Below are 20,332 nucleotides of genomic sequence, written 5' to 3' on the forward strand. Positions count from 1 at the left end.
CGCAGTTCCCCATTTTTCCTGAGCGCGCGGAAGCAGTCAGGGCATATGTCGTACACCCGTGCGCTCCCGCGCCCCCACTAGTGTGACATTTCCACCGGCGTACCTGCGACTTTCGTGCGCATTCCGATAAGGACCGGCCATGATCGCGCCCTATGTGCCACGGCGGCCTCCCGGTCCGGTACAGCGACGGGGGGCGATTTCCGGACAACGGATGCCCACGGATGCCAACGGGTGCGGCTACTGCGGGAAGCACTCCTCGGCCGCGCCGCCCGCCGGGTAGAGGCACAGCCGGATGCCCTGCGGACCGCGGGCCGCCGCCATGGGGGTCACGAGATAGCCCTCGGCGTCGAAACGGTCCTTCACCCGCACCGACCGCGGCTTCGACCCCGGCGCCGAGACCTCGATACGGTCACCGATCCGGCCGTTGCGCAACCGCCCCCAGGCCGCGCCGCACGCCGTGCCGTAGCGGACCTGAACGCGCTGCCCCCGGGCGGCGGTTCGCTCCACGACCGTGTCCACCAGGCCCTCGCCGCCGCAGACCATCGACTGCGGGTCCTTGCCGTCACACGCCATCCCCCGGCAGCCGGTGACCGCCGAGGAGACCGGCGCCGCGTCCTGCGCCGGGCCGCTGCCGTCCGGCCCCTCCCCCGCCCAGAACCCCAGCGCCGCGAGGACCGCCAGCCCGCCCGCGCAGGCCCCGGCCGCCACGGCCACCACCCCCTGCGGCAGCCACGACCACGTCAGCCCCCGCCGGATCTCTCCGCCCGGCCCGCCGTCGGCCCGCCCCCCGTCCGGCGCGACCGCGTCGTGGTCGTCCGGCGCGACGGCGACCTGTTCGTCGACCTGTTCGTCCGGCGCGACCGCGACCCGGTCGTCCACCGCACGCCGGCCCGCGGTGCGTACGGACGGTGCGGCGCGCCCGCTCCACGCCGCGTCCGCCAGCTCCCACAGCGCCAGAAGCCGCCCGGCCGGCTCACCGGCCAGCCCGCACAGCGCCTCGACCGCGCCCCGGGGCGGCAGCTTCTTACCGTTGAGATAGCGCTCCCAGGAGGACTTGCTGTACGGCGTGCGCGCGGCCAGCGCCGCCAGGCTCAGCCCCGTACGCCCCCGCAACTCCCGCATACCGGCGGCCAGTCGGGAGCTCTCGACCCCTTCGCGCAGCTCGCGGCCGGCCCCGCTCACCGGCGCAGCGCCTTCCAGGTGTCGGGGCCCACGATCCCGTCCGTCGGCAGCCCGGCCCCGGCCTGGAGGCGCTTGACGGCCCGCACGGTGTTCTCACCGACGACGCCGTCCACCGGGCCCGGGTCGTAGCCCTGGTAGTGCAGCAGACACTGCGCCTCCACGACCTCCCAGCCGCTGGCGCCGCTGCCCAGGATCGCCGTGCCGGTGCGGCTGCGCCCCGCGTACAGGGCTCCCGCCGAGCGCTGGACATGGCAGTCGAAGGTCTCCCCCACCCGGTGCGTGAAGCCCGGTGCGGCGCCGGCTGCCCGGCCGGCCGCGGTGATGGCCGTCCCGCGCCCGGCGGCGGTGTCGTGCTGCCAGGGGCGGACGATCCACAGCGCGACACCGGCCACGACGAACACGGCCAGCGCCCCCAGGGCGACCAGCGCCCCGGTCCGTGGACCACCCTGACCTCCCGCCCGCGAGGTGTCCGCGTCCTGGCCCTCCGCCCGTTCCACGGCAGGCGGCGCGCCCCGCCCAGCGGCTGCTTCTTCCCGTACGCCGGGCCGCTCCTGCGCTCCGGCCGCCCGCGGCCGGGCCTCCACCGCCGACCGGCCCGTGGCGGTCCCGACCTTGTCCGTCCCGTCCGCGGCCGCCCCCCACGCCTGCGCCGCGATCTCATGGAGCACCAGGAGCCGGGTCGCATCGGCGCCGCAGACCCGCGCCAGCGCCTCCACCGCCCCGCGCGGCGGCAGCTTCTTGCCGTTGAGATAGCGCTCCCACGACGACTTGCTGTACGAGGTTCTGGCGGCGAGCGAGGCCAGGCTCAGCCCGCTGTGGTCCTTCAGTCTCCGTAGCTGCACGACAAGCTGCCGCACCCGCTGGTCGAGCGATTCGGGCAGCCCTCTCCAACGCGACATGTCCCACCCCATACGCGTTCGTTCTCCCCCGAGGCATGCGCCCCCTGTGCCGCCGATAATGGCGCGGATGCTGCCTCCGGTTCCCGTTTTTACTCTTTTCCGCACGGTATCCGGACATGCCCGCCGTCGTCCTCCCCGTCCCAGCGCGGCGTCCGCGGGATCGACGTCCCCGCAGGCCGGAGCGTGGGACGTCCCACAGGGTCCCAACCCGGGCGGACGGTATGGCAGTTCGCGTACGCCGCGGCGCACAGTCGTGGCGCAGCACCGGGCGGCGCGGTCCACCCCGCGCCGCCGCCACCACCTACGGGGAGGAACCCACACCATGAACGCCCGTAAGCGCCTCGCACTCACCGTGGCCGCCGCGGCCGTCTCCGGAGGCCTGGCCCTGGCCCCCGCCACCGGCGCCGTCGCCGCCCCCACGCACGCCAAGAAGGCCTCGGTCACCGTCCAGCGCGCACCGGGCAACTGCCCGCGCGGTTACCTGTGCGTCTACCCGAAGCCCAACTTCAAGGGGGCCCCGAAGAAGGTCGCCGGCAACAACCGCGACCTGCGCCGCTACGGCGGTGCCTTCAACCACCCGTGGTCCGCCTTCAACAACGGCACCCGCTGCGCCGTGACGGTCTACGAGCGGCCCAACTTCCGCGGCCACCACGCGAAGCTGAACCGCGCCACCGGCTGGAAGTACATCGGCGGCAACATCATGACCATCTACTCGAACAAGTGGTGCTGAGCCACCTCGCCTGACGACGGCGGCCCGTCCTTTCCCAGGGGAAGGACGGGCCGCCGTCGGCGAAAGGAGCGCCCTAGCGCACGGTGAAGTGCACGATGTCGTCCAGGAACGGGATGTGGATCCACGGCTTGGGCTGCACCATCAAGGACAGCATCACGATCACGAAGCCGAGCAGCCCGTACGTCGCCAGGTCCGTGAAGCGGGAGCGCACCGCCAGCATCCCCACCGACGGCAGCGCCCACCGCAGCACCGCGCCGGCCAGCAGGGAGAGCCCGATCACCAGCGCGCCGATGCGGAACGCATCGAGCGCGACCAGCAGCAGCCCGGCCGCGACCCCGCCCATGACCGCGAGCAGCGGCCACTGCCGGGCCGGTGCTGGGTAGCCGCCCGACGCGGCCCGGCCGCCGCCCTCCGGGCGGGCGGTGTCGCGGGTCAGGGTCGGAAAGCGGCGCGAGGAGCGCTGCGGCTCGGAGGCCCCGTCCGAATGCGCTTCGGCAGCCATGGCTGGCAGTCCCTTCCGGTGTCCGGGTCCGTCGGACCGGTCCGTCTGTGTCATCGAGACCAGCTTCTCAGAAGACCAGGATCTCAGGTCGTGCGCGCGGTCTCAGCCGGCCGCGCGCTCGGCCGCCTCGACCACGTTGACCAGCAGCTGGGCGCGGGTCATCGGGCCGACACCGCCCGGGTTCGGGGCGACCCAGCCGGCCACCTCGGCGACGCCCGGGTGCACATCGCCGACGATCTTGCCGGCCTCGTCGCGGCTGACGCCGACGTCCAGGACGGCCGCACCGGGCTTGACGTCCTCGGGCTTGATGATGTGCGGCACACCGGCCGCGGCGACGATGATGTCGGCCTGCCGGAGGTGCGCGGACAGATCGCGGGTGCCGGTGTGGCACTGGGTGACGGTGGCGTTCTCCGACTTGCGGGTCAGCACCAGCGGCATCGGCCGGCCGATGGTGATCCCGCGGCCGACGACCACCACATGCGCGCCCTTGATCTCGACGTCGTGCCGCCGCAGCAGCTGGACGATGCCGTACGGGGTGCACGGCAGCGGGCCCTCGATGCCCAGCACCAGCCGGCCCAGGCTCATCGGGTGCAGCCCGTCGGCGTCCTTGGCCGGATCCATCAGCTCCAGCACGCGGTTGGCGTCGATGCCCTTGGGGAGCGGGAGTTGGACGATGTAGCCGGTGCAGGCCGGGTCCTCGTTCAGCTCCCGGACGACCGCCTCGATCTCTTCCTGGGTGGCGGTCTCCGGCAGTTCGCGCTGGATCGAGGCGATGCCGACCTGGGCGCAGTCGCGGTGCTTGCCGTTGACGTACCAGCGGCTGCCCGGGTCGTCGCCGACCAGGAGGGTGCCGAGGCCAGGCTGCACGCCCTTGGCCTTCAGCGCCTCGACGCGGGCGGTGAGCTCGGACTTGATAGCGGCTGCGGTGGCCTTGCCATCCAGAATCTGGGCAGTCATGTCTCCATCCTCCCGGATGAGGGCCGCCACGTTCCAATCAGGGCACGCGGGAAGGGTCCGTGGCCGGAATTGATCATTGCACTTGCACAACAGCCGAAGGCCTTGACTGGACAGAGTGAATGCGCAACTAGAAGGATTGACGCGCAGTGCCGCAGGCTTCGTCGGGGGGTGGCCAGTGCAACAACCTGTTTTTCCTCCGCGTCACGCCGTGTGCCCCACTGACCCAACGGAGGAAAGCAGCAGATGAGTTTCGGTGACCCGAACAACCCGTACGGCCAGCAGCCGCAGGCCCCTTACGGCCAGCAGCCCCCGGTCCCGCCGCAGGGCGGCCAGCCCGGCTATGGCTACCCGCAGCAGCCGCAGGCCCCCCAGCAGCCGTACGGTTACCCGCAGCAGGCCGTGCCGCAGCAGCAGGCCTACGGCGGCTACCCGCAGCAGGGTGCGCCCTACGGCCAGCCCGGCATGCCGGGGATGGGCATGCCGACCGGCTACGCGAGCTGGGGCGCGCGGCTGTGCGCCATGCTCATCGACGGCCTGATCGTGGGCCTGGTGCCCGGCATCCTGTACGCGATCGCCGGCATCACCACCGCCGCCTCGGTGAGCGATTACGAGAGCTGCGCCTTCGACGACTACCAGTGCCGGGCGGACGCGGCCTCCGCCGGCCCGCCGGTCTTCGCCGTCCTGCTGATCATCCTCGCCGCCCTCGTGGCCATGGGTGGCGGCATCTTCATGCTCGTGAAGGAAGGCAGCACCGGCCAGACCATCGGCAAGAAGGCCATGAGCATCCGGCTGGTCCGCGAGGACACCGGTCAGCCGCTCGGCTTCGGTATGGCGTTCGTCCGCCGCCTGGCGCACTTCCTCGACAGCATCGCCTGCTACATCGGCTGGCTGTGGCCGCTGTGGGACGAGAAGTCCCAGACGTTCGCGGACAAGGCGGTCGGCTCGGTGGTCGTCAAGACCCAGTAGTCCGGCTCGGGGCTGCGCCCCGGCCCGACCTGCACCACTCCTCGAAGGCCCCCTCGCACCTGCGCGTCGGGGCCTTCGCGGCTCCGTTCAAGTCGCTTGAAGGACACCGCCCGTGAGTTACCCCAACCAGAACCCTTACGGTCCGCCGCCGGGCCAGCAGCCCGGTTACGGCTACCCCCAGCAGCAACCGCCGTCGCCGTACGGCCCCTACCCGGGCGGCGGGATGCCGGGTATGCAGCCGCAGTTCCCGACCGTCATGCCCGGCGGGCTCAAGGCCACCCGGGTCATGCTGTTCGTGCTCGCCGGACTGAACGTCATCGGCCTGATCCTGGCGGTGGCGGGCCTGGGCGAAGTCAGCAAGGCCTCGCACAACACCTCGCCCTACGACTCCGCCGAGACCGAGACGTTGATGAACCTCGGCAAGGGCGTCCTGATCGCCTTGATCATCCTGATCGTCATCTTCTCGGCGGTGGCGATCACCCTGGGGCTCCAGTTCGGCAACGGCGGCAAGGGCGTCCGCATCGGCACCATCGTCTGGGGTATCGCCCACACCCTGGTGAGCCTGATCACTTTCCCGTTCGGCCTGGTCCACACCGTCCTCGGCGTGCTGATCATCGCCTTCGCGTCGAAGGACGACAGCAACGCCTGGTTCAACCGGCCGCGTTACTGAGCGGCGCGCCCGCGCGGCACGGAGGGCCGCACCCCCGCCCGGGGGTGCGGCCCTTTGCCCGTGGTGACGGTGGCTCAGTGGAAGAAGTGCCGGGTCCCCGTGAAGTACATCGTCACGCCGGCCTTCTTGGCGGCCTCGACGACGAACTCGTCGCGGACCGAACCGCCGGGCTGGACCACGGCCTTGACGCCGGCCGCGGTCAGGATCTCCAGACCGTCCGGGAACGGGAAGAACGCGTCCGACGCGGCGTACGAGCCGCGCGCCCGCTCCTCGCCCGCCCGCTCGACCGCGAGCTTCGCGGAGTCGACGCGGTTGACCTGGCCCATGCCGACACCGACCGAGGCGCCGTCCTTGGCGAGCAGGATCGCGTTGGACTTGACCGCGCGGCAGGCCCTCCAGGCGAAGGCCAGCTCGGCCAGGTCCTCGGCCGGGAGTGCCTCGCCGGTCGCGAGGGTCCAGTTCGCCGGGTCGTCGCCCTCGGCCTGGAGGCGGTCGGTGACCTGGAGCAGCGCGCCGCCGTCGATCGGCTTGACCTCGACCGGGTTGGCCGGGGCGCCCTCGGCGCGCAGCACGCGGATGTTCTTCTTCTTGGCCAGGACCTCGACCGCGCCGTCCTCGTAGCCGGGCGCCACGATGACCTCGGTGAAGATCTCGGCAACCTGCTCGGCCATCGCCACGGAGACCGGGCGGTTGACGGCGATCACGCCACCGAACGCCGACAGCGGGTCACAGGCGTGCGCCTTGCGGTGCGCCTCGGCGACGTCCGCGCCGATCGCGATGCCGCACGGGTTGGCGTGCTTGATGATCGCGACGCAGGGCTCCGCGTGGTCGTACGCGGCCCGGCGCGCGGCGTCGGTGTCCGTGAAGTTGTTGTACGACATCTCCTTGCCGTGCAGCTGCTCGGCCTCGGCCAGGCCGCCCGTGCCGTCCACGTACAGCGCGGCACCCTGGTGCGGGTTCTCGCCGTAACGCAGCACGTTGTTCCGCTCGTACGTGGCGCCCAGGAAGTCGGGGAAGCCGCTGTCGTCGGCGGCCGCGTAGTCGTCGGCGAACCAGGAGGCGACGGCCACGTCGTACGCGGCGGTGTGCTGGAAGGCCCTGGCGGCGAACCGCTTGCGGAGCGCCAGCGTGAAGCCGCCCTCCTTGACCGCCTGGAGGACCGCGGCGTACGCGCCCGGGTCGGTGACGACGGCCACGGACGGGTGGTTCTTGGCGGCGGCACGCACCATCGAGGGGCCGCCGATGTCGATCTGCTCCACACACTCGTCGGGGGTGGCGCCGGAGGCGACGGTCTCCCGGAACGGGTAGAGGTTCACGACCACCAGGTCGAACGGCTCGATGCCGAGGTCGGCCAGCTGCCCGCGGTGGTCCTCCAGACGCAGGTCGGCCAGGATGCCGGCGTGCACCTTCGGGTGCAGGGTCTTGACCCGGCCGTCAAGGCACTCGGGGAAGCCGGTCAGGTCCTCGACCTTGGTGACCGGCACCCCGGCCGCGGCGATCTTCGCGGCCGTCGAGCCGGTCGAGACGAGCTGGACACCGGCCGCGTGCAGCCCCTGCGCCAGCTCCTCCAGCCCCGACTTGTCATAGACGCTGACCAGCGCGCGGCGAATGGGCCGCTTCGAACCTTCGGCGGTGGCGGTCACGAGATACGTACCTTTCGTCCCTCAATGCGGTAGCCGTGCCGGGCCAGACGCCCCACGACCTCGACGAGCAGCGATCGCTCGACTTCCTTGATGCGCTCATGCAGCGCGGATTCATCGTCCTCGTCCCGGACCTCGACCACGCCCTGGGCGATGATCGGGCCGGTGTCGACCCCGTCGTCGACGAAGTGGACGGTGCATCCGGTGACCTTCGCGCCGTACGCGAGCGCATCGCGTACGCCATGGGCACCGGGAAAGCTCGGCAGCAGCGCCGGGTGGGTGTTGACCGTACGGCCGCCGAAACGGGCCAGGAACTCCTTGCCCAGGATCTTCATGAACCCGGCCGAGACGACCAGGTCAGGCTCGTGGGCCGCGGTCGCCTCGGTGAGCGCCGCATCCCAGTCCGCGCGGCTGTCGTAGTCCTTGACCCGGCAGACGAAGGTCGGCAGGCCCGCCCGCTCGGCGCGCTCCAGACCCACGATGCCGCCGCGGTCCGCTCCGACGGCCACGATCTCGGCGCCGTACTCCGAAGGACCCTCCTCGGCGATGGCGTCCAGCAGCGCCTGGAGGTTCGTACCGGAACCGGAGACGAGGACGACGATGCGGGCCGGGCGGTCGGGCCTGTCGGGTCGGTCGGGCGGGGCGGGGGCTGGGGACGAAGCCACGGCGGGGCTCTTTCTCGATCTCGCGTGCGGTGCGCCCGGTGGGCCCACCTGCTTTGTGTGGTCGTACAAGGCCGTGGGTACCGCAAATCCGGGGAACCCTACGAAGGCGCCGACCGTCAGCAACGATACCGGCACACCGAGCGGCCCCCGCGGGACGGGGGCGGGGACGGGAGGTAGCGTCGGGCGTAAGACTGCATGCAGTTCGTGGTAACCGGGCGCCGGCCGTCAAGGCCCGCGTACGGACGAGACAAGGGGAAGACGCACTCCAGATGACGGACCGACGCCGCCGCGCGGCCCTCCTGCTCCCTCCCCCAGCTACCGCTGGGTGGTACCCCCAGCCCGCCACCGCCCCTGGGGTGGTGCTGCTGCCGCGTGAGCGCAAGTCGTCGTCCTCGAAGTCGTCCTCCCCGGCTTCGGCGGGCTCCTCGGGGCACTCCGGTTCCCCGGATTCATCGGGTTCCCCGGCTTCCTCGGATTCCGACCGGGACAACCCCTTCGCCCCGCCGCCCGCCGACGCACCCGACCAGGAGTGGCGGCCCCGCCACCCCGCCCCGTACGCCCAAGGCCAGGAGCACGGCCAGGGCCAGGGCCACGACGGCGACGAGGGCCAGCCGCAGGACGGGCAGAACTGGGGGAGCCAGTGGAGCCCCCGGCAACCGGGCCGGCAGAACGGCGGATTCGGCACCCGGCCGGGCGGCCGCAACGGGCAGCAGAACGGCGGCCCCGGCGGCCCCGGCAATCTGCGCTGGGACCCCACCGACCCGGCCCAGCGCCGGGCGCGCTATGCGCTGCTGGGCGGTATGTGGGCGTTCTTCTTCGTGCTCTTCAGCCTGCCGGAGGTCGCCCTGCTGCTGGGCGCGCTGGCGCTGTACTGGGGCATCAGCGCGCTGCGCGCCAAGCCGGACCCGGCGAAGACGTCCGCCGCGGCGACCACCGCCGCCATGGAAGGCCGCCCGGCCCCCGGCGACACCTCGCCCGCCCCGGGGCAGCGGCCCGGCGCCCCGTCGGCGCCCGGCAGCACCCGGCCGCAGGTCACGGCGGCGATCTCCGGTCTGGTGACCGCGTCGCTGGCGCTGATGATGGTGGCCGCGACCTTCACCGTGCAGATCGTCTACCGCGACTACTTCACCTGCGTCAACGACGCCCTGACCCGGTCCGCCGGCAAGTCCTGCGAGAACCTGCTGCCCAAGGAGCTGCGGCCGCTGCTGAGCGTGCAGGAGTAGCGGGGGGGCGCGGCCGGACGGACGCCTGCCGTATTTGGCGGCCGGTGGCCGGCGGTGGCCAGGCGGTCAGGCCCTTAGACCGTCAGGCCGTCAGGCGGCCGGCTCGGCGGGTGCTACGGCGTCCGTGCTGGGCGCGCCGGCTTCGCCGGGCGCCGGCGCGGTGTCTGCGGGGTCTGCGGGATCCGTGGTGTCCATGGCGTCCGTGGCGTCCGTGGCGTCCGTGGCGTCCGCTGTATCTGTGGCGTCCGTGACGTCTGTGGCGTCCTGGCCAGTTGCCGCGTCCTCGGCGTCCCGAGCGGTCGCCGGACCCCTGGCGCCCAGGGGGGTTGCCCGGTCCTCGGCGCCCGGGCCGGTGTCCGTACGAGGCCGGGTGGTCGCCGCTTCCCGCCGCGCCGCCCGCAGCCACCAGGCCCGCAACGCGACCGCGCCCGGAATGCCGGTGACGGCCGTCCAGCCCGCGGCCGCGAGCCCCGTCCACCACCAGCTCGGGCCGAACGCGGAGAGGGCGCCGGTGCCCAGTGCGCCGCCGGCCAGGCCCGCGAGCGCCGCCATGAGCGCACCGCAGACGCCGGCCGCCAGACCCGCCGCACAGGCCGTCGTCCACCATGACCAGGGCCCGGCCGGGGAGCCGGAGGACGCCGCGGGGCGCGCCACCTGACGGGCCAGCAGCACCCCTGCGAGCACCGGCACCACGGCGACCGCCCAGGTCAGGGGGTTTCCCGGGCCCGGGTCCGGGAGGCCGCCGAGCAGCGGCAGTTGCGGCAGCGCGGGGTACGGCGAGGCGGCGAGCGGCCCGATCGTGCTGCCCGCACCAACGGTGAAACCCGGGCCGAGGCCGTACGCGGCTCCCCACACGGCCGCGTTCGGCAGCAGCAGGAGGCACAGCAGCAGGACCGTGGCGCGGCCGGCCCAGTCGGGCGCGAGCTGAAGGAGGTCGTCGCGTACCCGGCCGGCGTGCAGAGCGAGCGCGAGCAGGGTGAGCAGCGCACCGGCGGCGAGCAGGGCGGCCACCGCGACGCCGGCGGCCCGTAGCGCGGCGGCACCGCGGGGGCCGCCGAGCCGGATGCGGAGGCGGGTGCGGAGTCGGTCCGGGACGGTGGCTCCGGCGCGGCGGAGCCGGGAGGGCAGCAGGCCGGCGGCGGAGGGCCCCAGGATGTGCCAGGCCGTGGCGGCGAGGGTGGCCAGGGCGGTGCCCGGCACGGACAGCAGCGCGCTGAGCGGATCGGCGTGCAGCCGCCCGGCCGAGGTGTAGAGCAACGCACCGGCGGCGACCAGCAGATAGCCGGTGAGCAGCGCACCGAGCAGGGTGCGGGGTGCGGCCGCGCCGGCGGGTCCGGTCCCGCCGTCCGGGCTCATGCCGGGCTCCGCGCCGGCCGCGGCCGCGGTCGCCAGGGTGTGGCGGGCGGCGCGATGCAGCAGCCGGACCGGGAGGACGAGCAGCAGCAGCGGGGCCACCGCGACCGGCGCCGGGGCACCGGAGTGGCCGGCGGCGCGTACGAGATCGCCGCCGTGCGCCAACAGCCATACGTCGGCGGCGAGATGCAGGGCCCGCGAGGGCCCGCTGTCGGGGTAGGGGGAGGCGACCCAGAGCAGCAGCACGGCGACCGTCAGCGCGCCGAGGCCGAGGCCTGCGGCCGTCACCCCGCCGAGGAAGGCCGCGCCGATCGCGGAGGAGCGCCGGGCGGCGGTCCGGCCGTACGAGGAGAAGGTGGGGCCGCGGTCGATCATCTGGCTCACGCGGCCATGCTGCCAACAACACCCTTTTCATCCAGGTACTGGGCAAATGATCGACGTGTCGTGGCCGCCGTGTGTGTCGCGTGGTGCGGGCCGCTGCCGGTTTCCACACTGCTGTCCATGACCCAGCCCGACCAGACCCGGCCCCCCGAGCCGAACCGTCCCGCGCGCACCCCGGCCACCACCGCCTTCGACACGCTCCACTCCCGGCACGCCGCCGCGCTGTACCGCCAGGCGTATCTGCTCACCGGGCGTCCCGAGCTCGCCCGGCGAGCCGTGGAGCGGGGGTTCCGTCTGGCGTGGCAGCACTGGCCGGAGGTGGCGGCGGACCCGGATCCGGTGAGCCGGGTGCGGGCGGCCACATACGACTACGCGCTCGCGCCGTGGCACCCTCTGGTCCCCTGGCTGCGCCCCGCCCGCTCCCCGGAGCGCCTTCCGGAGTCCGCAGGAGCCGCCGGCCGTGCGCTGCTGGAGGCGGTGCTGAGCCTGCCGGGCCCGTACCGGCGGACGCTGCTGCTGCACGACGGCGTCGGACTCGGTCTCCGCCGGACCGCCGTCGAGACCGAGGCGAGCACCACGGCAGCGGCCGGCCGGCTCGCCCACGCCCGCGAACGGATCGCCGCGCAACTGCCGGAGCCGGCGCCCGGCGGACAGCCGCCGGCCGGGCGGGACAACCCCCTGCGGGCCCTGCTCGCCGCCGTGCCGGCCGCGCCGGGTGCGGCACCGCCGGCCGGCCCGCAGGTACGGACCGGCTGCGAGCGCAGCGTCCGCCGCACCACGCGCGCGGTGTTCGCCCTGACCGGCCTGTTCGCCCTGGCCACGCTGTCGGTGGCGGTCGCCGCGCCGGACCACGGCAGCCCGCCGAGGAACGGGCCCCGGGCGACCGCGCCGGTCGCCCCGGTGCAGCCCCGGGCGGCCCGGCTCGCCCCCGAGGCCCGTTGAACCGCTGTGCCACAACGGGCGCGGGCCCGTACCCACCAGGGGGTACGGGCCCGCGTCCGGATGCGTGGCGCCGGGCGGCACTCAGCCGACGAGGATCTCGCGGGCCAGCCGCGCGGTCTCCGACGGGGTCTTGCCGACCTTGACGCCGGCGGCCTCCAGGGCCTCCTTCTTCGCCTGGGCGGTGCCGGAGGAGCCGGAGACGATGGCGCCGGCGTGGCCCATGGTCTTGCCCTCGGGCGCGGTGAAGCCCGCGACGTAGCCGACGACCGGCTTGGTGACGTTGGCCTTGATGAAGTCGGCCGCACGCTCCTCGGCGTCGCCGCCGATCTCGCCGATCATCACGATCAGGTCGGTCTCCGGGTCGGCCTCGAACGCGGCGAGCGCGTCGATGTGCGTGGTGCCGATGACCGGGTCGCCACCGATGCCGACGGCCGAGGAGAAGCCGATGTCACGCAGCTCGTACATCATCTGGTAGGTCAGCGTGCCGGACTTCGACACCAGACCGATGCGGCCGGGCTTGGTGATGTCGCCCGGGATGATGCCGGCGTTGGACTGGCCGGGGGTGATCAGACCGGGGCAGTTCGGGCCGATGATCCGGGTCTTGTTGCCCTTGGACTTCGCGTACGCCCAGAAGGCGGCGGAGTCGTGGACCGCGATGCCCTCGGTGATCACGACGGCCAGGGGGATCTCGGCGTCGATCGCCTCGACGACGGCGGCCTTGGCGAAGGCCGGCGGCACGAAGAGGACGGAGACGTCGGCGCCCGTCTTCTCCATCGCTTCCTTGACGGAGCCGAAGACCGGGACCGAGGTGCCGTCGAAGTCGACGGAGGTGCCGGCCTTGCGCGGGTTGACACCGCCGACGATGTTGGTGCCGTCACCGAGCATCAGCTTGGTGTGCTTCATGCCAGTGGCACCGGTCATGCCCTGGACGATGACCTTGCTTTCCTTGGTCAGGAAGATAGCCATGGTGGTTAGTGTCCTCGTCCCTCTTACTTAGCAGCAGCCAGCTCGGCGGCCTTGTCGGCCGCGCCGTCCATGGTGTCCACGCGCTGGACCAGCGGGTGGTTGGCGTCCGACAGGATCTGACGACCCAGCTCCGCGTTGTTGCCGTCGAGACGCACGACCAGCGGCTTGGTGACGTCCTCGCCCTTGGACTTGAGCAGCTCCAGGGCCTGGACGATGCCCTTGGCGACCTCGTCACAAGCGGTGATACCACCGAAGACGTTGACGAACACGGACTTGACGTCCGGGTCGCCGAGGATGATCTCCAGGCCGTTCGCCATGACCTCGGCGGAGGCGCCGCCACCGATGTCGAGGAAGTTGGCGGGCTTGACGTTGTCGTGGTTCTCGCCGGCGTAGGCGACGACGTCCAGGGTGCTCATGACGAGGCCCGCACCGTTGCCGATGATGCCGACCTGACCGTCGAGCTTGACGTAGTTCAGGCCCTTGGCCTTGGCCGCAGCCTCGAGCGGGTTGGCTGCGTCCTTGTCCTCCAGGGCCGCGTGCTCCGGCTGACGGAACTCGGCGTTCTCGTCGAGGGAGACCTTGCCGTCGAGGGCGATGACCTCACCGCTGGCGACCTTGGCGAGCGGGTTGACCTCGACGAGGAGCGCGTCCTCGGCGATGAAGGTCTCCCACAGGGTGACCAGGACGTCGGCGACCTGGTCGGCGACCTCGGCCGGGAACTTCGCCGCGGCGACGATCTCCTGGGCCTTCTCCTTGGTGACGCCCTCGTTGGCGTCCACCGGAATCTTGGCCAGGGCCTCGGGCTTGGTGGCCGCGACCTCTTCGATGTCCATGCCGCCCTCGACGGAGGCCATGGCCAGGAAGGTGCGGTTGGTGCGGTCGAGGAGGTACGAGACGTAGTACTCCTCGGCGATCTCCGGAGCGGTCTCGGCGATCATCACCTTGTGGACCGTGTGGCCCTTGATGTCCATGCCGAGGATGTCCGTCGCGCGGGCGACGGCCTCGTCCGGGGTGGCGGCCAGCTTGACGCCGCCGGCCTTGCCGCGGCCACCGACCTTCACCTGTGCCTTGACGACCGACTTGCCGCCCAGCCGCTGGGTCGCCTCGCGCGCCGCCTCAGGCGTGTCGATGACTTCACCGGCCAGCACCGGTACACCGTGCTTGGCGAAGAGGTCCCTCGCCTGGTACTCGAACAGGTCCACGCGCGTCCGTCCCTTGTCTTCTCAGAATCGCCGTAGTGATCGCGGTTCGTTGTCTGCGATGGGCGTGCCGCGAAGGGCAACGTGACGGCGCTGTCACTGGGGAGGCGTACACGGTGACCGGATACGCGGCATGTCCGTCCCGCAGGTTATCGCCGCGGGACCTGCCGCCCTAAATCGCAGATCACACTCCGGCGGTGATTACGGTCACAGATCTTTTGGCCACGCTGTGTCCCCCCGTGGATATCCGCGTGCGCGCCGGCTGCTTTTCCACGCCGCAGGGAGCGGTCGGCGGCTCCGGTGTCATGCGCCGTGCACCTCCGCTTCACGCGCCGTTCGAGCCCCCCTCCCGGTACGCCCCCGCGCGCCCCTTCCCGGGTGATTCCGCTTCCGCCGAGAAGGGAATCCGTTTGGGAAGAACGTTCGCAGCGCCCGCACAACACCTCCGCAGGGGGTGTCCGGAAAGGTCTCTTGACCCGTCAACTGCCCGCAGAACACACTGCGTTGAGAACTTTCAGATACATGCGCATCAGGAGTCACAAGCTTCGTGCTTGGTCCCGTGCAGGCCGGTCGGCAGATCGCCCCGCTGCGGGTGCAGACGGGGGAACTTGATGGGTAACGGGGGGATGCACGACCGCCGGCAGAGGCGGCCGCGGCCGTGGGCCCTTCCGCACCCGCCGCTCCTCCCCCTTTCTCGATTTCTTGGTGTCCTCACAGCCGGTGCCTGAAGGGATTGGAGGGGGAATGCCGACACATACGACCTATCCCGGCGTTTATGTCGAAGAGCTTCCCAGCAGCATCCGCAGCATCACCACCGTCACCACATCCGTGACCGCATTCGTCGGCCACACCCGGCGCGGCCCGCTCAACCAGCCGGTACGGATCACCAGCTTCGCCGACTTCGAGCGCCGCTTCGGCGGTCTGACCGCACAGAGCCCGGTCGCCTACGCCGTCCACCAGTTCTTCGGCAACGGCGGCACCGTCGCCGTGATCGTACGGGTCGCCAAGGCCGGCACCGGCAAGGCCGCCCACACCACACTGGAGTCCACCGAAGGCCACAGCCGGTGCCCGGTACTGGAGGTGCACGCCAAGGAGCCGGGGGCGTGGGGCAACGGCCTCCGGGTGGCGGTGGACCACGACACCCCGTGCCCCGACCAGACCTTCAACCTCCACGTCCTCGACGCCCACGGCACCGCCCGGGAGTCCTTCACCGGCCTGTCCATGGATTCCGGCCACGGCCGCTACGCCGAAACGGTGATCAACGCCGGCTCCGCCCTGATCCGCGTCAAGGTCCTCGGCGAGGACCGCCCGGACCCCTCCGGCACCGTCTCCAAGGCCTTCCACCACGAACTCCCCGACCTGCACGTCGACCTGACCGTCAAGATCGGCGACGTCGAACGCGAGTTCACCCTCTACGACCCGGACTGCGACGGCGAGCAGCCCTGCACCGTCGCCGAGCTCGCCCTCCTCCTGGAGCACAAGCTGCGCGCCCTGCCCGACGCCCCGGGCAAGCACGCCTTCGCCGGCGCCGAGGTCACCGCCTTCGGCCGCCGCCTCCAGGTCGTGGCCGGCTCCACCGACCCCGACGACGTGGTCCGCTTCCTGGGAGAGTGCGCCAACGACCTCGGCCTGGAAGCCTCCGTCAACCCGCCCGTCTTCCCGCTGTGCGGCGGCGAGGACGGCGAACCGCCGGGCCCGCGCGACCTGATCGGCAGCGAGGCCGGCAAGAGCGGCCTCCAGGCCCTGCGCGAGGTCCACGACGTCAACCTCCTGGCACTGCCCGAGCTGGCCTCGTACGAGAACACCGACGACATGACCACGGTCATCTCGGCGGCCGAGCGGCTGTGCCGGGAGCGCCGGATCTTCCTCCTCGTCGACGCGCCCACCGCCTGGGGCAGCGTGGACGCGGCCCGGGCCGGCATCGCCGCCTTCGAGCCCGTCCGCGGCAACCACTCCGCCCTGTACTTCCCGCACCTCCAGCTCACCGACCCGCTCTCCGGGCGGCTGCGCTCCTTCCCGCCGTGCGGTGCGGTGGCCGGGGTGATCGCCCGTACGGACGGCGAACGCGGGGTGTGGAAGGCGCCGGCGGGAACCGAGGCGCGGCTGGCCGGGGTGCACTCCCTCACCGTCAAGCTGACGGACCGGGAGAACGGCCTCCTCAACCCCCTCGGCATCAACTGCCTGCGCACCTTCCCGATGGTCGGCCCGCTGGTGTGGGGCGCCCGCACGCTCCAGGGCGCAGACGCGCTGGACAGCGAGTGGAAGTACGTGCCGGTGCGGCGGCTGGCGCTGCACGTCGAGGAGAGCCTGCTGCGCGGCCTCCAGTGGGTCGTCTTCGAGCCGAACAACGAGCAGCTGTGGCAGCAGATCCGCCTCAACGCCTCCGCCTACCTGCACTCCCTCTTCGAGAAGGGCGCCTTCAAGGGCAGCACCCCGCGCCAGGCGTACTTCGTCAAGTGCGACAAGGACACCACCACGGAAGCGGACATCGCGCACGGGGTGGTGAATGTCGTGGTGGGCATCGCGCCCGTCAAGCCGGCGGAGTTCGTGATCGTCAAGATCCAGCAGATGGCCGGCCAGTTCGCCCTCTGAGCCCCTACGGACGTGCAGGAAAGGAGAGGTGACGGAACCGATGGCTGAGTTCCAGATCAACGCCCATCGCTTCGACCCGTACAAGAACTTCAAGTTCCTGGTCCTGTGGGACGGTCGTACGGTCGCCGGAGTCAGCAAGATCAGTCCGCTGAAGCGCACCACGGAGGTCGTCAAGCACCGCCACGGCGGCGACCCCAGTTCCCCCCGCAAGTCCCCGGGCCGCTCCGAGTTCGAGGGCATCACCCTGGAGCGCGGGGTCACCCACGACCCGGAGTTCGACCGCTGGGCCAACAAGGTCTGGCAGGTCGGCGCGGGCCTGGGCTCCGAGGTCTCGCTGGCCGACTTCCGCAAGGACATCGTCATCCAGGTCCTCAACGAGGCCGGCCAGGTCGCCGTCTCGCACAAGATCTACCGCTCCTGGCCGAGCGAGTACCAGGTCCTGGGCGAGCTGGACGCCAACGCCAACGCCGTCGCCATCCAGAGCCTGAAGCTGGAGTGCGAGGGCTGGGAGCGGGACTACGAGGTGCCGGAGCCGGAGGAGCCGTCGTTCACACATCCGGCCTGAGGCCGCCGGCCTCCCCCACCCAACGCAACATCACAGAGAGTGACGAATCCAGGAACCAATCACTCTCCGTAATCGTTGCCGGAGTATGAGGAGGCGCCACGAGGAGCAGGGAGGAACAGGCACAAGGAGAGGAACAGGCACAAGGAACAGGCCTGGCACGAGGAGCAGGCACGAGCCACAGGCACGAGGAACAGGCCTGGCACGAGTCGCAGGCCTGGCACGAGGAGCAGGCCTGGACTTGTTCGTCACTCCACGAGCCCAAGGCAGAGAACGGCGGGACGAGGTGAGGAATGGCGGTCACCGGGCCTGCTGAACTGCTGGCCACCTGGGAGGCCGGGCTGGCCCAACAGGGCACCGGCCGGGCCCTGCTGCTGCACCGTGCGGCCCGCCCCGCAGCCGGCACCGACGCCCTGCTGTCGGTGCCGCTCGGGGAGCGCACGGCCGACCTCTTCGCGCTGCGCCGGGCGCTGTTCGGCGAGCGGATGCAGGTCACGCTCGACTGCGCCGAGGCGGACTGCGGCGCGGCGATGGAGTTCGAGCTGGACGCGGCCGAGCTGGGCGCCGCCCGGCCGCGGGTGTCCGAGGACGGGCTGCGCGTGGAAGCGGGCGGGTGGGTGGTGCGGTTCCGGCTGCCCGGCCCCGCGGACCTCGCGGCGGTCGCCTCCACCGCGGCGCAGGCGGCCGTTGCGGCGGAGGACGCCCGGCGGCTCCTGGGCGCCCGCTGCGTCCTGACGGCCGTACGGGACGGTCACGAGGTGGTGGGCGAGGAGCTGGAGCGGCTGCCCGAGCCGGTGCTGAAGCGGTTCGCCGAGGCGGCCGAAGAGGCCGATCCGGCAGCCGAGTTGGCGTTGCACATCACCTGCCCGGAGTGCGGCGCGGCCACCCCGGCGGAGCTGGACATCGCCGCGTACCTGTGGACCGAACTGGACGCCTGGGCGCGCGATGTGCTGCTGGACGTCCATCTGCTCGCCTCGGCCTACGGCTGGAGCGAGCCCCAGATCCTGGCGCTGAGCCCGCTGCGGCGCCGTTACTACCTGGAGCTGTGCGCAGATGCCTGACGACTACTTCGGCCGGTTGCTGGCGCGGTATGCGCCGCCGGGGCCCACGGACCCGTTCGCAGCGGCGTCCGCAGGCCGCGCGGGCGGGATCCGGCGCACGCTCGTGCGGCCGCGGCTGCCCGGCCCGTTCGAGCGGGTCGAGGCGCTGCGCGGCGCCGCCGAGGAGCCGGACGAGCCGGCGCCGTTGTCCCCGCAGGCGGCGCGGACCTCGCCGTTCGACGGGGAGCGGATCCGGTACGAGCGGGAGATCAGGACCACCGAACGCGAACAACGCACGACGGTCCTGCGGGGCGAGGGCCCGCGGCAGGACCCCGCGGGGCCGCTCGGGCCGTTGGTGCGGCCCGGGGCTCCGTTGCTGCGGCCCGCGACGACGGCCGATCCGGGACCGCGGCAGGGCGCACCCGACGGGCAACCACCGCGGCGGGCACGGGCGGAGGACGGCGGTCCCGCCGCGGTCACGCGGGGCTCCGCGCCCCCGGCCGCGCCGGTGGCCACCGGCCCCGTCACCCCGTCCCCGGCGCTGCGCCCGCGTCCCGACGGGGCGCCGCTGCCCGCCCGGAACGCCGCGCGGGCAGCGGCCCCCGGGCGGCGCGGCCGGCGCGGCGCCGAGCGCGTGGTGCACGTACAGATAGGCCGTCTGGAGGTCAGCGCGGCGGGTACGGAACGGCCCGCGGCGGCCGGGCGGCCGGCGCGTACGGAGCGGCCGGCACCGTCGCTGAGCCTCGCGGACTACTTGGCTCGTGGGGAGAGGACCAGGTGACGTGGGCTCGTGGGGAGAGGACCAGGTGACGGTGGAACCTCGGACGGCACCGGTGGCGCTACGCGGAACGACAGCGGGGGGACGGACTTCATGAGCAACGCACTTGCCGTCGCGACGGTCACCCAGGCCCTTGCGCTGCTGATCGAGCACAATCTGCACCCCGAGATCGACCTGGCCGTGTCGGTGGAGACCCGTAAGCCGCCGTCCGATCCGCCGACGGACCCGACGATCACGGTCTTCCTCTACCAGGTCAGCCACAACCCGTCGATGCGCAACAACGACCTGGTCACCCGCGCCTCCGACGGAACGCTGCTGAAGCGGCCCGCCGCCGCGATCGACCTGCACTTCCTGATCAGCGCGTACGGCGAGGAGACCGAGCTGGTCGGGCAGCGGCTGATCGGCAGCGTGGTCCGCACCCTGCACGAAATCCCGGTGCTGCCCAAGGAGTTGATCGAGGAGGCGGCGCAGCGTCCGTACCTGGAGGGCAGCGATCTCGCCGAGTCCCTCCAGAAGGTCCGCTTCACGCCGACCCAGATGGACGTCGATGAGACCTCCAAGCTCTGGGGGATGCTCCACAACACGCCGTACACGCTCTCGGTGGTGTACCAGGCGTCGCTGGTCCTCCTCGACGGCCACCAGAAGCCGACGCCGGCGAAGCCGGTGCAGCGGCCGGAGGTGAGGGTGTTGCCGTTCGGGGCTCCTGGGGCGCCGGAACCTCCTGGGGGATCGGAGGCTCCGGGGGTGCTGGAGCCCCCTGGGGCATCGGAGGGCCCGGGGGCCGGGGAGAGTCCGGGGACCGGGGCGGACCCGGGGACCGGGGAGGATCCGGGGGCCGGGGAGGCGCTGGAGAGGCCTGGCAAGGCGTCCAAGGGGGCCGGGGTGAAGAAGCGGTCGGGGGCGGAAAAGGCGGCTGGTGCAGGGGTGGGTGACGAGGCGTCAGGTAATGTCTCGGGGGCCTCGTCGGCGGGTCCGGCGGCCCGTTCGCGCCCCGCTGGTACCTCCCGTACTCCCCGTACCGCCCGCACGCGGAAGGCAGCCGACGGCGGGGCCACCGCGCGCGACGACGGCAAGGAGCGCTGAGC

Annotated in this window: 19 protein-coding genes; 10 read left to right on the forward strand and 9 right to left on the reverse strand. The window is 72.3% G+C overall.

The annotated features are described in order from the left end of the window. Nucleotides 1-237 precede the first annotated feature (237 nt). Together ACZ55A_RS10415 and ACZ55A_RS10420 are read right to left on the reverse strand one after the other, a co-directional pair. Nucleotides 238-1,182: a helix-turn-helix domain-containing protein gene (locus tag ACZ55A_RS10415; protein WP_468837113.1), complete on the reverse strand. Its 945-nt coding sequence runs from the start codon at nt 1,180-1,182 to the stop codon at nt 238-240. After that, nucleotides 1,179-2,081 carry a helix-turn-helix domain-containing protein gene (locus tag ACZ55A_RS10420; RefSeq protein WP_468837116.1) on the reverse strand — a complete coding sequence of 301 codons (903 nt, stop codon included), beginning with the start codon at nt 2,079-2,081 and terminating at the stop codon, nt 1,179-1,181. The genes ACZ55A_RS10415 and ACZ55A_RS10420 overlap by 4 nt, the downstream gene beginning before the upstream one ends. A gap of 322 nt (nt 2,082-2,403) precedes the next feature. Between ACZ55A_RS10420 and ACZ55A_RS10425 the strand changes: the two genes are divergently transcribed. Next, nucleotides 2,404-2,811 (forward strand): peptidase inhibitor family I36 protein, encoded by a 408-nt coding sequence (locus ACZ55A_RS10425; RefSeq protein WP_468837118.1) that lies wholly within the window; start codon nt 2,404-2,406, stop codon nt 2,809-2,811. 73 nt (nt 2,812-2,884) lie between these two features. Here ACZ55A_RS10425 and ACZ55A_RS10430 read toward each other — a convergent pair whose 3' ends face one another. Together ACZ55A_RS10430 and ACZ55A_RS10435 are read right to left on the reverse strand one after the other, a co-directional pair. Beyond that, nucleotides 2,885-3,313 (reverse strand): DUF3017 domain-containing protein, encoded by a 429-nt coding sequence (locus ACZ55A_RS10430; RefSeq protein WP_468837120.1) that lies wholly within the window; start codon nt 3,311-3,313, stop codon nt 2,885-2,887. A gap of 102 nt (nt 3,314-3,415) precedes the next feature. Then, complete coding sequence (locus ACZ55A_RS10435; protein WP_391864702.1) at nt 3,416-4,270, reverse strand: bifunctional methylenetetrahydrofolate dehydrogenase/methenyltetrahydrofolate cyclohydrolase; 855 nt, start codon at nt 4,268-4,270, stop codon at nt 3,416-3,418. A gap of 243 nt (nt 4,271-4,513) precedes the next feature. On the opposite strand from ACZ55A_RS10435, the gene ACZ55A_RS10440 reads away from it, so the two are divergent. Next, entirely contained in the window at nt 4,514-5,236 is a 723-nt protein-coding gene (locus tag ACZ55A_RS10440) for an RDD family protein (protein WP_468837123.1), read from the forward strand. Nucleotides 5,237-5,348: 112 nt separating this feature from the next. Beyond that, on the forward strand, nt 5,349-5,906 hold the full coding sequence (locus tag ACZ55A_RS10445) for a hypothetical protein (RefSeq protein ID WP_468837126.1): 558 nt from the start codon (nt 5,349-5,351) through the stop codon (nt 5,904-5,906). A 74-nt stretch (nt 5,907-5,980) separates the two neighbouring features. On the opposite strand, the gene purH is transcribed toward ACZ55A_RS10445, so the two are convergent. Together purH and purN are read right to left on the reverse strand one after the other, a co-directional pair. Beyond that, nucleotides 5,981-7,549 (reverse strand): bifunctional phosphoribosylaminoimidazolecarboxamide formyltransferase/IMP cyclohydrolase, encoded by a 1,569-nt coding sequence (purH, locus tag ACZ55A_RS10450; protein ID WP_468837129.1) that lies wholly within the window; start codon nt 7,547-7,549, stop codon nt 5,981-5,983. Beyond that, nucleotides 7,546-8,211, reverse strand: a complete 666-nt coding sequence (gene purN, locus ACZ55A_RS10455) for a phosphoribosylglycinamide formyltransferase (protein ID WP_468837131.1) — start codon at nt 8,209-8,211, stop codon at nt 7,546-7,548. The genes purH and purN overlap by 4 nt, the downstream gene beginning before the upstream one ends. A gap of 269 nt (nt 8,212-8,480) precedes the next feature. Between purN and ACZ55A_RS10460 the strand changes: the two genes are divergently transcribed. Continuing rightward, nucleotides 8,481-9,434: a hypothetical protein gene (locus ACZ55A_RS10460; RefSeq protein WP_468837134.1), complete on the forward strand. Its 954-nt coding sequence runs from the start codon at nt 8,481-8,483 to the stop codon at nt 9,432-9,434. A gap of 90 nt (nt 9,435-9,524) precedes the next feature. Here ACZ55A_RS10460 and ACZ55A_RS10465 read toward each other — a convergent pair whose 3' ends face one another. Then, a complete protein-coding gene (locus ACZ55A_RS10465; RefSeq protein WP_468837922.1) occupies nt 9,525-11,162 on the reverse strand; it encodes a cell division protein PerM in 1,638 nt (545 codons plus the stop codon). A 126-nt stretch (nt 11,163-11,288) separates the two neighbouring features. Between ACZ55A_RS10465 and ACZ55A_RS10470 the strand changes: the two genes are divergently transcribed. After that, entirely contained in the window at nt 11,289-12,110 is an 822-nt protein-coding gene (locus ACZ55A_RS10470; protein ID WP_468837137.1) for an RNA polymerase sigma factor, read from the forward strand. Nucleotides 12,111-12,191: 81 nt separating this feature from the next. On the opposite strand, the gene sucD is transcribed toward ACZ55A_RS10470, so the two are convergent. Together sucD and sucC are read right to left on the reverse strand one after the other, a co-directional pair. Next, nucleotides 12,192-13,076: a succinate--CoA ligase subunit alpha gene (sucD, locus tag ACZ55A_RS10475; protein ID WP_468837139.1), complete on the reverse strand. Its 885-nt coding sequence runs from the start codon at nt 13,074-13,076 to the stop codon at nt 12,192-12,194. 23 nt (nt 13,077-13,099) lie between these two features. After that, complete coding sequence (sucC, locus tag ACZ55A_RS10480; protein ID WP_468837141.1) at nt 13,100-14,278, reverse strand: ADP-forming succinate--CoA ligase subunit beta; 1,179 nt, start codon at nt 14,276-14,278, stop codon at nt 13,100-13,102. Nucleotides 14,279-15,019: 741 nt separating this feature from the next. Between sucC and ACZ55A_RS10485 the strand changes: the two genes are divergently transcribed. The 5 genes from ACZ55A_RS10485 (at nt 15,020) to ACZ55A_RS10505 (ending at nt 20,330) form a co-directional block, all read left to right on the forward strand. Further along, a complete protein-coding gene (locus ACZ55A_RS10485) occupies nt 15,020-16,867 on the forward strand; it encodes a phage tail sheath family protein (RefSeq protein ID WP_468837144.1) in 1,848 nt (615 codons plus the stop codon). Nucleotides 16,868-16,907: 40 nt separating this feature from the next. Continuing rightward, entirely contained in the window at nt 16,908-17,432 is a 525-nt protein-coding gene (locus tag ACZ55A_RS10490) for a phage tail protein (protein WP_384425300.1), read from the forward strand. Between the two features lie 290 nt (nt 17,433-17,722). Continuing rightward, the gene (locus ACZ55A_RS10495; RefSeq protein WP_468837147.1) at nt 17,723-18,490 is read left to right on the forward strand and encodes a T4 family baseplate hub assembly chaperone; all 768 of its coding nucleotides are present in this window, start codon (nt 17,723-17,725) and stop codon (nt 18,488-18,490) included. Continuing rightward, nucleotides 18,483-19,250, forward strand: a complete 768-nt coding sequence (locus ACZ55A_RS10500) for a hypothetical protein (protein ID WP_468837150.1) — start codon at nt 18,483-18,485, stop codon at nt 19,248-19,250. The genes ACZ55A_RS10495 and ACZ55A_RS10500 overlap by 8 nt, the downstream gene beginning before the upstream one ends. A gap of 90 nt (nt 19,251-19,340) precedes the next feature. Then, nucleotides 19,341-20,330 (forward strand): Pvc16 family protein, encoded by a 990-nt coding sequence (locus ACZ55A_RS10505; protein ID WP_468837152.1) that lies wholly within the window; start codon nt 19,341-19,343, stop codon nt 20,328-20,330. The last annotated feature ends 2 nt before the right edge of the window (nt 20,331-20,332 follow it).

It is taken from the genome of Streptomyces sp. NPDC034111 (genome assembly GCF_055575375.1).